The sequence below is a fragment of the uncultured Allofournierella sp. genome, assembly GCA_944382705.1.
GTDB lineage: Bacteria > Bacillota > Clostridia > Oscillospirales > Ruminococcaceae > Allofournierella.
On sequence record CALWNE010000007.1, the window covers coordinates 40,619 to 55,586 of the forward strand.

At 52.9% G+C, this 14,968-nt stretch carries 10 protein-coding genes and 1 pseudogene; 10 read left to right on the forward strand and 1 reads right to left on the reverse strand.

What is annotated here, in order from left to right; all coding sequences use genetic code 11:
- The first annotated feature begins 272 nt into the window (after window positions 1-272).
- The 6 genes from ACH2EM_RS00780 to ACH2EM_RS00805 all read left to right on the forward strand — a co-directional run bounded on the left by ACH2EM_RS00780 (window position 273) and on the right by ACH2EM_RS00805 (window position 10,125).
- Window positions 273-980, forward strand: coding sequence for a LytR/AlgR family response regulator transcription factor (locus tag ACH2EM_RS00780; RefSeq protein WP_395150124.1), 708 nt, complete (start codon window positions 273-275; stop codon window positions 978-980).
- Between the two features lies 1 nt (window position 981).
- Entirely contained in the window at window positions 982-2,316 is a 1,335-nt protein-coding gene (locus tag ACH2EM_RS00785) for a GHKL domain-containing protein (RefSeq protein WP_395150125.1), read from the forward strand.
- Between the two features lie 397 nt (window positions 2,317-2,713).
- Entirely contained in the window at window positions 2,714-4,636 is a 1,923-nt protein-coding gene (locus tag ACH2EM_RS00790; protein WP_395150126.1) for a glycoside hydrolase family 2 protein, read from the forward strand.
- Window positions 4,637-4,724: 88 nt separating this feature from the next.
- On the forward strand, window positions 4,725-7,982 hold the full coding sequence (locus ACH2EM_RS00795; protein WP_395150127.1) for a glycoside hydrolase family 3 C-terminal domain-containing protein: 3,258 nt from the start codon (window positions 4,725-4,727) through the stop codon (window positions 7,980-7,982).
- Between the two features lies 1 nt (window position 7,983).
- On the forward strand, window positions 7,984-8,421 hold the full coding sequence (locus ACH2EM_RS00800) for a hypothetical protein (RefSeq protein ID WP_395150129.1): 438 nt from the start codon (window positions 7,984-7,986) through the stop codon (window positions 8,419-8,421).
- 126 nt (window positions 8,422-8,547) lie between these two features.
- The gene (locus tag ACH2EM_RS00805) at window positions 8,548-10,125 is read left to right on the forward strand and encodes an MFS transporter (protein WP_395150130.1); all 1,578 of its coding nucleotides are present in this window, start codon (window positions 8,548-8,550) and stop codon (window positions 10,123-10,125) included.
- A gap of 124 nt (window positions 10,126-10,249) precedes the next feature.
- On the opposite strand, the gene ACH2EM_RS00810 is transcribed toward ACH2EM_RS00805, so the two are convergent.
- On the reverse strand, window positions 10,250-11,104 hold the full coding sequence (locus tag ACH2EM_RS00810) for an AraC family transcriptional regulator (RefSeq protein WP_395150131.1): 855 nt from the start codon (window positions 11,102-11,104) through the stop codon (window positions 10,250-10,252).
- 129 nt (window positions 11,105-11,233) lie between these two features.
- Between ACH2EM_RS00810 and uxaC the strand changes: the two genes are divergently transcribed.
- The 4 genes and pseudogenes from uxaC to ACH2EM_RS00830 form a co-directional block, all read left to right on the forward strand.
- Window positions 11,234-12,637, forward strand: a complete 1,404-nt coding sequence (gene uxaC / locus ACH2EM_RS00815; RefSeq protein ID WP_395150132.1) for a glucuronate isomerase — start codon at window positions 11,234-11,236, stop codon at window positions 12,635-12,637.
- Between the two features lie 42 nt (window positions 12,638-12,679).
- Entirely contained in the window at window positions 12,680-13,729 is a 1,050-nt protein-coding gene (uxuA, locus tag ACH2EM_RS00820) for a mannonate dehydratase (protein WP_395150133.1), read from the forward strand.
- A 36-nt stretch (window positions 13,730-13,765) separates the two neighbouring features.
- Complete coding sequence (locus tag ACH2EM_RS00825) at window positions 13,766-14,809, forward strand: sugar kinase (protein ID WP_395150134.1); 1,044 nt, start codon at window positions 13,766-13,768, stop codon at window positions 14,807-14,809.
- Between the two features lie 32 nt (window positions 14,810-14,841).
- Window positions 14,842-14,968 (forward strand): annotated as a pseudogene (locus tag ACH2EM_RS00830) (keto-hydroxyglutarate-aldolase/keto-deoxy-phosphogluconate aldolase); the annotation flags it as partial.

The window sequence follows — 14,968 nt, forward strand, 5'->3', positions numbered from 1 at the left end:
TGTAACTGGAATTTACAAGTAAAAGCAGCAGCGCTGCAAAAAAGGGGATACAATTATCCATAATAAATTGTAACATAACTTAGCGCAATTTCCAATGTTAGTTGCTGAAATTATAAGAGAATGGAAAAGTGATTGCAGAAATTTTGCGCTGTTTGTGAGTGAAAGGCTTGTTCTTTACGGAATTCGGGAAATTTGCTATACTAGGATACGCACATTTAATAAGTAAGACAGGCCGGAGCGACAGGGCCTGCCGCAAAAGGGAGGGAAGAAGAATGCTGCACATTGCCATTGTGGAGGATGAACAGCAATACAGCCAGCAGCTGCAGGAATATATTCAGCGCTATGCACAGGAACATGAACTGGAATGTTCGGTAAAAGTGTTTGGGGATGGCACACAGGTGCTGGATCAGTACACCGGCGAATTTGACATTATTTTGCTGGATATTGAGATGCCTCAGATGAATGGCATGGAAGCCGCTACCCGCATTCGGCAGATGGACCGGGATGTGGTGCTCATGTTTGTAACAAATATGATTCAGTATGCAATCAACGGTTACGAGGTGGGTGCGCTGGATTTTGTGCTCAAGCCGGTAAACTATTATACATTTTCGATACGCTTTACACGGGCTATTGAACGGGCCAGAGAGCGGGAGTCTGGTCAGGTTCTTTTGAATATGCCCGACAGGGTGCTGCGGATGGACACCCACCAGATTTATTACATTGAAATTCAAAACCGTATGCTCCATTACCATACGGAAATTGGTGAGTTTGTGCTCCGAGGAACCATGCAGGCGGTGGAGAAGGAGCTGGAGCGGTACCACTTTATGCGCTGCAATCATTGGTACCTGGTGAACTTGCGTCATGTAACCGAGATTCGTAAGGATGTGGTGGTGGTTGCCGGCAACGAGCTGGAAATCAGCCGGCGCAACCGCACGGCGTTTTTGACCGCACTTACAAATTATATAGGGGGAAATCACTGAAATGGCAACAACCTATCCAGCTGCCATGGTGGGCGTGATGCTCAGTCTGTGGGGGTTTGCGGCGGCTTTTGCGGCTCCACTGCGAAAAAAGAAACAAGCTTCAAAAAAGATTATAGTTTTTGTTATTGCGGGATTTTTGTGCCAGCTGCTGCTGTTCTGGGCAGAGCGAACCATTGCAGGGTGGATGGACTGGTTGTTCTATCCCCTGGAGCTGCTGCTTGCTGTGGGCTTTTTTGCGATTTTTACCGATATAAGGCCCGAAGCGGTGGCCTATGGCGCTATCTGGACTGTAATCAATCAACAGGGAAGCAAGCAGCTTTGCATGGTGATTCTTTTTTGGCTGAATCAGTGGCAGGTGTCTGCCTTTTGGAGTCAGGCACTGTGCTTGTGCTGCACAGCACTGCACTGCCTGGTGATATGGTGTACATTGGCCCGGTGGATGCCGGATAATGGCCGTTATGATATAGGCCCTCGTCAGATGAGCGCAGCGGTTTTTTCGTTTCTTGTGTTTGAAGGGCTGGTGCTGTATTCACAAACAAGTATGTGGAAAGGCCAGCCCTGGGAAAGCTGGCGCTTGACCTTGATAATGGAAATCTACTGTGCCACCTTGCTGTATTTTCAGCATGAGATGTTCAAAAAAAGTGCTCTGCGCCGGGAAGTGGATATTTTAAACCGGATGCAGGCTCAGCAGCGGGAGCAATATGCCCTTTCCAAAGAAAATATTGCGCTTATCAACCGAAAATGCCACGACCTGAAGCATCAGGTGGCGGCCATGCGGGTGCTTTTTGAGGATGAACGGCGAGAAAATTACCTGGAAGAACTGGAAAGTGCCGTGCGCATTTACGAAGCCATTGCCAAAACCGGCAACGAAGTGCTGGACACCGTTCTGACCGAAAAGAGCCTGTACTGTGAAGCAAACAGCATTACCGCCCATTGTGTGGCGGATGGGCACCTTTTGGATTTTATGGATCCGGTTGATTTGTACACTATTTTTGGAAATGCCCTGGACAATGCCATTGACAGTGTAAAAAAAATCAGCACAGTGCAAAAACGCATCATTGATGTGCTGGTATACCAGGAGAACCAGTTTTTGGTGATTCAGATTATTAACCCTGTGGAAGAACAGCTTTCGTTCGATGAGGAAGGGCTGCCCATTACCACAAAGAGCAACAATGGCTACCATGGATTTGGCTTAAAAAGCATTCGGCACATTGTGCACCGGTATGAAGGCTTTTTGACTGTGAAGGTAGAAAACGGCTGTTTCTGTCTGCGCATTCTGCTGCCCATGAGCCAGCAGAAAAACACAGCGCAGGCAACCTCTGCACAAGCGAAATAAGGCCCAATACCGGAGATTGGTTCATTTGACAGACAGTCTTACAAGGTTTGAAACAATTGTGCAAATAATTGTGCAGATAGTGCAATAAAAATGAGTCATTTTGCTGTGCTAAAGCGAAAAAAGAGCCGGATTAGTGCATATTACACAAAAACAAGGGAATAAATTTGTTAATAGAAAGACCACTTAGGGGTGTTTTCTGACCACTTATGCAAAGCTGCTTGAGGTTTTTGTGAAAGGTTTGTAGAATTTTATACAAGAGGAGCAGCGATATGTAACCTATTTATATAATTGCAGCTCAGATGGAACCAAGGCGAAAGGACAGCCGGTGTTGCTTTCTGTAAAAAGAGGGTATGCACTGACGCTGTTTTTGTGCCCTTTAAGAAAGAGAGGATCGACTTTGAGACGGATCGAATGTATCAACAAGGGCTGGAACTTCTGTGGCCCCAATAAAGAGTGGACCACCGTGAATGTGCCCCATACTTGGAATGCCATTGATGGCCAGGACGGCGGCAACGACTACTGGCGCGGCAGCTGCCAGTACACCAAGGAGTTCGACCTGCCTCAGTTCGACCCTGCAACTCAGGTGGTATACCTGGAGTTCAACGGCGTGAACGCCACTGCCGATGTAACCCTGAACGGTGCAAAAGTGGCACACCACGACGGTGGTTACTCCACCTTCCGTGCGGACATTACCAGCTTTTTGAAGGACAAAAACCTGCTGGAAGTGGTTGTGGACAACGGCGTGAACGACCGTGTTTACCCCCAGAAGGCTGACTTTACTTTTTATGGCGGCATCTACCGTGATGTAAATCTGATGGTAGTAAGCAAGAGCCATTTTGACCTGGATCACTTTGGCGGCCCTGGCCTGAAGGTTACCCCCACTCTGGTGGGCACCACCGGTAAGGTGCAGGTAGAGAGCTACCCCAATGTGAAGGACGCCCAGGTTCAGGTTGTGCTCACCGACCGTGAAGGCAACACCGTTGCCACCGGCACCGGCACCAATGTAACCCTGGATATTGAGAACGCCCACCTGTGGGACGGTGTGAAGGACCCCTATCTGTACCGTGCTACCGTTCAGCTGCTGGAAAACGGCGTGGCTGTGGATGAGGTAACCACCCGCTTCGGCGTGCGCACCTTTAAGGTAGACCCCAAAAAGGGCTTCTTCCTGAATGGCCGCAGCTATCCTCTGCATGGCGTTTCCCGCCATCAGGACCGCAAGGGCATCGGCAATGCACTGACCCGTGCCCACCACGATGAGGATATGGACCTGATTCGGGAGATGGGCGCCAACACCGTGCGTCTGGCCCACTACCAGCACGATCAGTACTTCTATGATCTGTGCGACGAGTACGGCATGGTTGTTTGGGCGGAGATTCCCTACATCTCTGAGCATATGCCCAACGGCCGTGAGAACACCATCAGCCAGATGAAAGAGCTGATTATTCAGAACTACAACCATCCCTGCATTGTGACCTGGGGTATCTCCAACGAGATTACCATCTCCACTAAGGACAACAAGGATATGCTGGAGAACCACCGCATCCTGAATGACCTGTGCCACGAGATGGACCCCACCCGTGTGACCACCCTGGCTTGCTATGCTATGTGCGGCCCCTTCAACCGTTCTGCACATATTTCCGATATTGTGAGCTGGAACCTGTACCTGGGCTGGTATGTGCCCGGTCTGTTCCTGAACGACTGGTGGATTAAGTTTTTCCATACCGTATACCCTAACCGCTGCCTGGGTTACTCCGAGTACGGCTGCGAGGGTATGCCCAACCTGCACTCCTCCAAGCCTCGTCGGGGCGACCACACCGAGGAGTACCAGGCCGTTTACCACGAATTCATGCTTGAGTGCTTCAAGCGTCACCCTTATATGTGGAGCACCCATGTATGGAATATGTTTGACTTTGCTGCCGATGCCCGTGACCAGGGCGGCGAGCCGGGTATGAACCACAAGGGTCTTGTGACCTTTGACCGCAAAACCAAGAAGGACAGCTTCTACATCTACAAGGCATACTGGAGCGAGGTGCCCTTTGTGCACATTGCAGGCAGCCGTTATGTAGACCGTCCCGAAAAGGTGACCACCGTTAAGGTTTACACCAACCAGCCCAAGGTTGCCCTGTATGTGAATGGCAAGCTGCTGGAGGAGAAGACCGGCGATAAGGTGTTTACCTTCAAGGTGGAGCTGAATGGCGAAACCCAGCTGAAAGCCGTTGCAGGTGACTGCACCGACACCGCAAAGCTGCGTTATGTGAGCGAGCCCAATCCCGCTTACAAGCTGCAGAAGAGCAGCAGCACCAGCGCAAACTGGGTATAATGGGGAAGGAACCCTGTTTGCACCATCTGATGCTTGTGCTCTGAGAACAAAAGGAAGACTCTAAAGAAAAGAGGAGGACATCCACAGTATGAAAAAGAATACTAAAAAGGCATTGTGGCGTGGCCTGAGCAGCACTATGTGCTTTACTCTGTGCTTCTCCATGATCCTGGGTACTGTGCTGGAAGCCAATGCGGCTACCATCGACACCTACCTGGGAACCACCAGCGAAGTGTTTACTTCTGAAAACAACGCAGAGAATCCCCTTTACGACAAGTTTACCCCTCCCGCCGAGCTGCTGAACGAGGACGGCACCGGTAACTCCCACGCTCTGATCCAGGCTGCCATTGACCTGGGCCGTGAGGAGGCTGCTGAAGGTGCAGTTCTGCTGAAGAACGAGAACGGCGCTCTGCCCCTGGCCAGCGGTTCCAATGTAACCCTGCTGGGCATCCGCTCTCATGTGCCTCTGATTGGTTCCAGCTTCGGCGTTAAGGCACAGGGCCCCTTCATCAACCTGGAGCAGGCTCTGAGCCAGAATAAGACCGATTTTGCAAACACCATCACCACCACCGTGAACACCAACGCCACCACTCGTGAAGAGGCTACCAGTGTTTCCAAGACCATGGAATCCTGGACTGGCGAGGAGTTCGATTTTGAGGGTGCAGGCTTCAACCTGAACCCCACCATGATTGAGGTTTACGAAGAACTGAACAAGACCTACAATCATGCAAACAACGAAAACCCCGAAGAAAACTACAATCCCGGCGAGCCTTCTGTGGACGAGATTGCTGCTGTGAACGGCGCTTACCAGGACAGCTTCGTTCAGTACGGCGATGCTGCCATCGTTGTGCTGGGCCGTCCCAGCGCAGAGTCCAAGGACTTCCTGCCTGGCGGTATTGTTGAAGGCCTGGGCGCTGAAGAGCCCCTGCAGCTGACCACCAACGAGCTGGCTGCTGTGGAACTGGCTAAGCAGGCCAGCGACAAGGTTATCGTTCTGGTTAACAGCGCAACCGCTATTGAAATCGGTCAGCTGAAGAACGATCCCGATGTTGATGCTATCCTGTGGATTGGTTTCCCCGGCAACTACGGTATGCTGGGCATTGCAGACATCCTGTGCGGCCGTGTAAGCCCCTCCGGCGGTCTGTTTGACATCTTCCCCACCTACAATATGTCTTCCCCTGCTATGCAGAACATGGGCAAGATGTACTACACCAACACTGAGGGCACCATCACCCGTACCGGCGGTGTTCTGGGCTTTACCCCCGGTTCTTATGTAATCGAGGCTGAAGGCCTGTATGTTGGTTACCGTTACTACGAGACCCGCTACTATGACGCAGTGGCTGGCAACGGCAACGCTACCGATCCCACCGGTGCTTATGCTTCTGACACCGAGTGGAACTACGGCAACGAGGTTGCCTACGGCTTTGGTTACGGCCTGAGCTACACCACCTTCTCCTACGAGTTTGACGGCGAGCCCGTATTCGACATCTCTGTAGATGCCGAGACCGGCGCTCCCAGCGCTTACGCTACCTTCAATGTGAAGGTAACCAACACCGGTTCTGTTGCCGGTAAGACCCCCGTGCAGATTTACGGCCAGGCTCCCTACATTGCCGGCGGCGTTGAGAAGTCTGCTATCCAGCTGCTGAACTTCGGCAAGACTGGCCTGCTGGAGCCCGGTGCTTCTGAGGTTGTATCTGTAAAGGTTGACCTGCAGTACATCGCCAGCTACGACGAGAGCCACGAGAACGCAGATGGCACCACCGGTACCTACATCATGGATCCCGGTATGTACTACTTCTCTGTGGGCAACGGCGCTCACGACGCTCTGAACCACATCATGGTTGCTCAGGGCATGGATGCCACCAAGATGGTTGGCACCGGCAATGCCGCTCAGGCATACAGCAAGGAAATCACCGAGGACTTTATCTCCAAGACTCTGTTCTCCGTTTCCAAGACCGGTTACGCTATCTCCAACCAGCTGCCTTACTCCGACTGGAACTACTACCAGCCCGGTGAGGTAACCTACCTGACCCGTACCGATTGGGCAGGCACCTTCCCCAAGACCTATGACGCAATGACCCTGACTAACCAGGAGCTCATTGACAACCTGAACGGCCATACCTACACCTTGCAGACTTCCGACGATACCTCTGAGGTACTGTGGGGCCAGGATAACGGCATCCAGTTCTACGAGATGTACGGTGTAGCTTACGACGATCCGAAGTGGGAGAAGCTGCTGGATCAGCTGACCCTGGAAGAAGCTATGTACATCTTCAGCTTCGGCGGTCCTTCCATCCCTGGCGCAGATTCCATTGGCACTGTTGAGACCTACATGACCGAGAACGCCGGTAACGGTGTGGCTGTGGCTCTGAACGCTTCCAAGGATCCCAACGCTCCCTGGGCTATCCCCAGCTCTGATGTAAACGGCAACTGGCATCCCCAGGTGTTCGGCAACGCTCCCCTGGCTGCCTCCAGCTTTAACCCCGACCTGATGTACAAACTGGGTCAGTTCACTGGCATCGAGTCTCTGTTCACTGGCATCAACATCCTGTGGGGCCCCGGCCTGAACACCCATCGTCATGCTTACAACGGCCGTAACGGCGAGTACTACTCTGAGGATCCCGTTCTGTCCGGTGTAGCTGCTATGGAATTTGCTATCGGCGCTCTGGACTACGGTCTGGTTGCTGCTCCCAAGCACTATGCCTTCAACGACCAGGAATCTGAGCGTGGCGGCGTATCTCCCTACATGACCGAGCAGCGTGCTCGTGAGGTTGAGCTGCGTGCTTACCAGATTGCTTTCGAGGCTACCAAGTACGACACCGAAGAGTACAACGCAGGTATGCGTGGTCTGATGACCTCCTTCTCCAAGATTGGTTCCATCGAGTGCACCAGCAGCTACGGTCTGATGACCGAGATTCTGGCCAACGAGTGGGGCTTCATCGGCTACGCTGTAACCGACATCTACGACGACGTTGACATGTGGGCTGCCGTGCTGAACGCTGGCACCACCTGCTTTGACACCCGTGGTCAGTCCGGCTTCTACAGCACCACCACTCTGAGCAGCTCCAACCTGTTCCAGAAGCAGGTTGACGGCACCAAGCTGAGCGCTAACCTGATTGATGGCGATTTGAACCTGCAGCTGAAGCTGAAGGAAGCTGTTCACAAGAACATCTACGCTTGGACCGAGAGCCATCTGATGAACCGTTACAATGCTACCACCCATGTTGAGCAGACCATGACCTGGTGGCGTGCTTCCTACTACGGTCTGGCTGGCGTATCCGCTGTTGTAATGCTGTTCAGCGCTGGTATGTACGTGATGGCCTCCATGAAGAAAAAGGAGGAAATCTAAGATGAAAAAGCAGGGAATTGCATTTTATCTGAACACCGTTGCTGCTGTTTTGGGTGTGGCTGGTATGGCTCTGGCTATGTACAGCAACTCTATTAGCAGTGACAATGCCTTGCAGAACATGGGCCTGGTGGCTACCGCTGGCATTGTGGCTATTCTGCTGGTAATCGTTTCTATCGTGGCTCCCAACCGTTTTGGCAACCACGACCCCATCAGCGCTGTTTCTGTGCTGGGCGCCATCGCTCTGTACAGCTATGTATTCGGCCAGTGCATCATCCAGCGTGTTATGCTGGTAGCTGGCCTGTTCTCCTTCAACTCTGGCAACACCGCCGGTTGGCAGGTATTCTATGTGACCATCGCCGCTGTGGCCTGCCTGCTGGTAGGCACCCTGTTCCTGATTGTGGGCTCCTTCTGCAAGTCTGTTAAGACTGCAAACGCCTAATTGATGGAACGGGAATGGTTCCGGTCCGCATACGATCGAAACACATGAACGAAGCCTGAAGCACAGACCGTCCTGCTGGAAAGCGGGGCGGTCTGTTGTGAAGGGTCACAAATGAGGAAATTTGCAATGAGCAATCAAACCGCTGCGTCCGGTGCTGTAAACCGGGCAAAAATGTATCAGTTGGTACTGTTTCCGTTTAATAACGGTGCTACCAACGTATACTATATCCTGACCTCCTCTTACATCGCTTACTACGGCGGTGTTCTGGGTCTGGCTCTGGTATTTGCCACCACCATGGTAACTGCAATGCGTATTTTTGACGCATTCACTGACCCTGTGATTGGTGCCATGATTGACAAGACCAACGGCAAGTTCGGTAAGTTCCGTCCCTATATGCTGCTGGGTAACCTGATTATGGCCATTGGCTCCATCTGCCTGTTCTTCTGCACGCAGTTTGTGCCCACTACCATGATGTCTGTGCGGTATATCCTGTATGTGGTGTTCTATGCCATGTTTGTTATTGGTTACACCTTCCAGACCTCTGTTACTCGTTCCGGCCAGACTGTTCTGACCAACGACCCCAAACAGCGGCCGCTGTTCACCGTATTTAACTTGGTGGCCAGCATGATTGGCATGGGTGCAATCCAGCTGCTGGCTCCCATCCTGCGTGCCAATGTGGGTGACTACACCACCCAGGCATTCTTTGATGCCCTGATTCCTCTGGCTCTGATCATCTCCTTTGCACTGACCATTCTGGCTATGATTGGTATTTGGGAGAAGGACCGCCCCGAGTTCTTCGGTATTGCTGGTTCCACTGCCCAGAAGGTGAAAATCAGCGAGTATGTGGCCCTGATTCGCAACAACAAGCCCTTGCAGCGCCTGATGGTTGCTGGTGCTGGCTGTAAGCTGGCTTTGGCCATTGCTACCAACACCGCCGTTCTGTGCATGCTGTATGGCGGCATGATGGGCAACTACGACAGCCTGTACCTGCCCATGATGGTGCTGGGTTATGTATTCAGTGTTCCGTTCTTTATCCTGACCGTGCGCACCTCCCAGAAGAAGGGCCAGAAGGCTTCTCTGATGCGGTATGTGGGCGTGGCTCTGGTGATGTATGTGGGCGTTCTGGCTCTGCTGCTGATGTGGAAGGAAGGCGACCCCGCATTTAACCTGTCTCTGTACGAGATTGTGGACGGCAAGTTCCACCTGACCATCAACCTGTACACCGTGGCCTTCCTGCTGTTCTTTGGCCTGGGTTACGGCGCATACTACGCAACTGCTGATATGTCCATCCCCATGGTTGCTGACTGCTCTGACTACGAGACTTACCGCAGCGGTAACTATGTGCCCGGCGTAATTGGCACCCTGTTCAGCTTGGTTGACAAGCTGGTTTCTTCCTTCAGCTCCACCATCGTGGGTCTGGTAGCTGCCGCCATTGGCTTTACCACCACCCTGCCCGGTGGCGATGATCCCTTCCGTCCTGGCATGAACTGGGCTGTTATCATCCTGTTCTGCGTGGTTCCCATGGTTGCCTGGGCTCTGACCCTGATTGCCATGAAGGGCTACAGCCTGACCGGCGACCGCATGAAGGAAATCCAGGCTGTGAACGCTGTGCGTAAAGATGCTATCAGCAAGGGCATGAGCCTGGAAGAAGCTATGGCTACCTGGACCACCATTGACCAGGTTCCTGAGCAGTTCCGTCATTGATTAAAGTGCTGTACGCTGACCGCTGCTAAGGCGGCATTATTCAGCTGAAAAGGCCCCCTTCCGCATTGTGCGGCAGGGGGCCTTTATTGTGGGCAAAACTGGATGAAACGGTAAAAAAGAGGAGTTAATCGCCAGCGAAACGGCTGGGACTTGTGCCATATTCTGCTTTAAAAGCACGGTAAAAATTGGCATAATCACGAAATCCGCAGGCCTCATATACCCGTGTGGGAGCGTGGCCGGCGGTGAGCATCTGCTTTGCAATCAGCAGCCGTTTGAGGGTAATATATCGATACAGGCTCACCCCCATTACCCGGGCAAATTCGTGGGAGAGATGGTACTTGCTTACAAAAAAGGCATCTGCCAGCTGATCCAGCGAGAGGGCCTCGCTGTAATGCTGGCCAATGTATTCGATGACCTGGTCGGTGAGGGTGGTCCGGGAAGGTTGAGAGGACTCGTTTACCTCTTCTTGTACCAGACGGTTGAGCTGTACCGTAAATTGCAGCAGCAGGGAATGGCAGAGAAGGTCCTGCCCAAAAGATGGATTACGGCTTTCGTTCAAAAGCAAATCCAGGGTGTGGCGCAGGGCACCCTGCTGGCTGCTGGTGGATTTAATGAGGTTTGTGTGGCCGGGATGGCTTACATCAAAACAGCGCAGCAGATTGCAGCTCTGGGTGCTGTATTTATGCAGAAATGCAGGGTCAATCCACAGGACAATGCGCTCGTAGGGGTCCCGGTTGGGGTGGATGATGGGCTGGTGAAGTTCCAGCGGGCTGATGAGCAGCAAATCGCCTGGTTCCAGCCGGCAGGTTTGGCCCTCTACCAGATAGTCCACACTGCCATTTAAAAAGAAGTATACTTCGTAAAAATCATGGTGGTGCAGAGCCACCGGACCGGGGTGTGGGTCCAGGTAATGGAAAATCTCAAATTGGGAATTTTGCATCACCTGACGGTTGTCGAAGGGTTGAAAAGATATGGTCATGAGCTTTTTCTCCTTTGGTATGATTATACAACAAGATTTACAATCTGGATAGCAATTTACGCAATTTTAATTGTAATTTTTAAGGCCTATATTTAAAGGTAAAGAGTATTAAACAGAAAGGATGATACTGTGGAAGGCTTTTTGACAAAGGATTTTTTGCTGGATACCCCGGCAGCCCGGCAGCTGTACCACGAGTATGCTGCAAGCATGCCCATTGTGGACTACCACTGCCACATTGATCCCAAGGATATTTTTGAGGACCGCCGCTTTGAAAATATCACACAGCTGTGGCTGGGAGGCGACCACTATAAGTGGCGTGTAATGCGCTCCAATGGTGTGGAGGAGCGGTTTATTACCGGTGATGCTTCTGATTGGGAGAAGTTTGAGAAGTTTGCCCAGAGCTTGCCCCGTGCCATCGGCAACCCCATGTACCACTGGTGTCATCTGGAGCTGAAGAACTTCTTCGGCTACGAAGGCGTGCTGAACGCTGAGACCGCCAAAGAGGTGTGGGAGCTGTGCAACGACAAGCTGCAGAATGACCCTGCCATGAGCGCCCGCGGCCTGATCACCGGCAGCAATGTATTTATGGTGGGTACCACCGACGATCCTTGCAGCGACCTGGCATGGCACAAGAAGCTGGCTGAGGATACCAGCTTTAAGACCAAGGTTTGCCCCAGCTTCCGTCCTGACCCGGCTCTGAACATCCACAAGCCCGGCTTTGTGGAATACATCAGCCTGCTGGGCAAGACCACCGGCAAGACCCTGGAGACCGTGGAGGATGTTTGCGAGGCTTTGAGCCAGCGCATTGCCTACTTTGATGAGAACGGCTGCCGTGCTGCAGACCATGGCCTGGACTATGTAATGTTCCGCCCTGTAAGCAACCAGGAGGCAACTGCTGCCCTGCGCAAGGCTCTGGCTGGTGAGGCCGTAACCCGTGAGGAAGCCGAGGGCTATCAGACCGCCCTGCTGCTGCACTGCGCCCGTGAATATGCTGAGCGTACCTGGGCCATGCAGCTGCACTTCAGCTGCAAGCGCAACCCCAACAGCCGGATGTTTGCGGCTCTGGGTGCAGACTGCGGTTTTGACTGCATTGCTGTAACCGACAGCTGCAATGCAACCTACGCTTTGATGGATGCCCTGGAGAAGGAGGGCAAGCTGCCCCGCACCATCCTGTACAGCCTGAACCCCGCCGACAACGAGTGGCTGGACACCCTGCTGGGTGCATTCCAGAGCAGCGAGGTGCCCGGTAAAATTCAGCACGGCAGCGCCTGGTGGTTCAACGACAACAAGGTAGGGATGCAGGATCAGCTCATCAGCCTGGCAAACCTGAGCGTTCTGGGCAACTTTATTGGTATGCTGACCGACAGCCGCAGCCTGTTGAGCTACGCTCGTCACGAGTACTTCCGCCGGATTCTGTGCGCCCTCATCGGCCGCTGGATTGAAAACGGCGAGTACCCCGCCGATATGGCCTTTGCAGGCCAGCTGGTACAGGATATCTGTGCCAACAATGCCATCCGGTATTTTGGTCTTTGATTGACATTTTCCAAAATAAAATTCCATAAAGGAGAAACGCAAATGAAACTTTCGTTCCGTTGGTACGGGGAAAGCGATCCCGTTACCCTGCAAAACATTCGCCAGATTCCTGGCATGCGCAGCATCGTTAGCGCCGTTTACGATGTAAAACCCGGCGAGGTATGGCCCGAGGAGAGCCTGGCCAAGATGAAGGAGCAGGTTGAGAGCAACGGCATGCTGTTTGATGTGGTTGAGTCCATTCCTGTTCATGAGGACATCAAGCTGGGCCGTGGCAATGTGGATCAGCTGCTGGAGGTTTACTGCGAGAACATCCGCCGCTGCGCCAAGTACGGCGTGAAGTGCGTAACCTACAACTTCATGCCCGTGTTTGACTGGACCCGTACCCAGCTGAACAAGGTGGCCGACGACGGTTCCACCAGCCTGGTTATGTACTGGGATCAGATGAAGGGCCTGGACCCCTTGAAGGATGACATCCATCTGCCCGGTTGGGACTCCAGCTACAGCCAGGAAGAAGTTCGTGAGCTGATTGCTGCTTACGGCGATCTGGGCGAAGAAGGCCTGTGGGCTAACCTGGAGAAGTTCCTGAAGAAGGTTATTCCCGTGGCTGAGGAATGCGGCGTCGTGATGGCTATCCATCCCGATGATCCCCCGTATCCCATCTTCGGTCTGCCCCGCATCATCACCTGCGAGGCTAACCTGGATCGTTTCCTGAAGCTGGTGGACAGCCCTGCCAACAGCCTGTGCCTGTGCACCGGTTCTCTGGGCTGCGCCCGCACCAACAACATGGTGGAGATGGTACGCAAGTACGCTGCTATGGGCCGCATTGCCTTTATGCACGTCCGCAATGTTAAGATTATGGAAGATGGCAGCTTTGAGGAGCGTGCACATCTGTCCAGCTGCGGCAGCCTGGATATGTACGAAATCGTGAAGGCTCTGGTGGACAACGGCTTTGACGGCTATGTTCGTCCTGACCACGGCCGCATGATCTGGGGCGAGACCGGCAAGCCCGGTTATGGCCTGTACGACCGTGCTTTGGGTGCAACCTACATCAACGGTCTGTTTGAGGCTTGCGAGAAGGCTAAGAACGCATAATTCACCTTACCATACAAGAAAACGAGGCATTTTTCCATGTTGACTCATTGGAACCTTGTGGGTGAGAGGGAGTTTGATCTGATTACCTTTGGGGAAATCATGCTTCGGCTTTCGCCGCCCCGCCATGAACGCATTACCGACAGTGATGTGTTCCACAAGCAGGCGGGCGGTGCAGAGCTGAATGTGGCCGGCGGCGTGGCCCTGTTGGGGCTTCGCACCGGCATCATCTCCCGGCTGCCCCACAATAAACTGGGCACCTATATTAAAAACCGTATCCGTTACACCGGCGTGTCCGATGACTTTTTGATTTACGACGACAGCCCGGATGCCCGCCTGGGTTTGTACTATTATGAGATGGGCGCTGCACCCCGCAAGCCCACCATTGTGTACGACCGTAAAATGGCCAGTATCACCCGTATCAAGCTGGAGGAGATTCCCCAGGAAGTGTACGGCAGCGCCCGGATGTTCCATGTGAGCGGTATCAGCCTGGCTTTGTGCGAAAATATGCGCAATGTGGCCATTGAGCTGATTCGCCGCTTTAAAGAGGCCGGAGCAATCATCTCTTTTGATGTGAATTACCGTGCTAATCTGTGGACCGAGGAAGAAGCCCGTGCTACCATTGAACAGATTCTGCCCATGGTGGATGTGCTGTTCGCTTCGGAAGAAACCAGCCGCCGTATGTTCCAGAAAACCGGCGATCTGAAGGATATTCTGAAAAGCTATACGGTGGATTATGGCGTGAAGGTGGTAGCTGCTACCCAGCGTACAGTCATTAGTCCCCGGGAGCACAACTTTACCAGCTTGATATACAGCGCCGAGAAGGATGCTTTTTATACCGAGCATCCCTACCAGAACATTGATGTGATTGACCGAATTGGTTCCGGCGATGCCTATGTGGCCGGTGTGCTGTTTGGTCTGCTGAAGTACGGCGATGAAGAAATTGCCATGCAGTTTGGCAACGCTACTTCCAGCACAAAGAGCACCGTGCCCGGCGATCTGCCTTCTTCGGATTTGGTGGAGATTCAGAGAATCATTCGGGAACATTCTGCCAACGGGCCCGTCAGCGAGATGGACCGTTGAGTGGAAGGGAACATTGAAAGGAAGCGTTTGAAATGAACGAAGTACTGCAAAAGATTTATGACATCGGCATTGTGCCGGTGATTGCCATTGAGGATGCGGACAAGGCCGTGCCTCTGGCCAAGGCTCTGGTGGCTGGCGGTCTGCCCGCTGCCGAGGTAA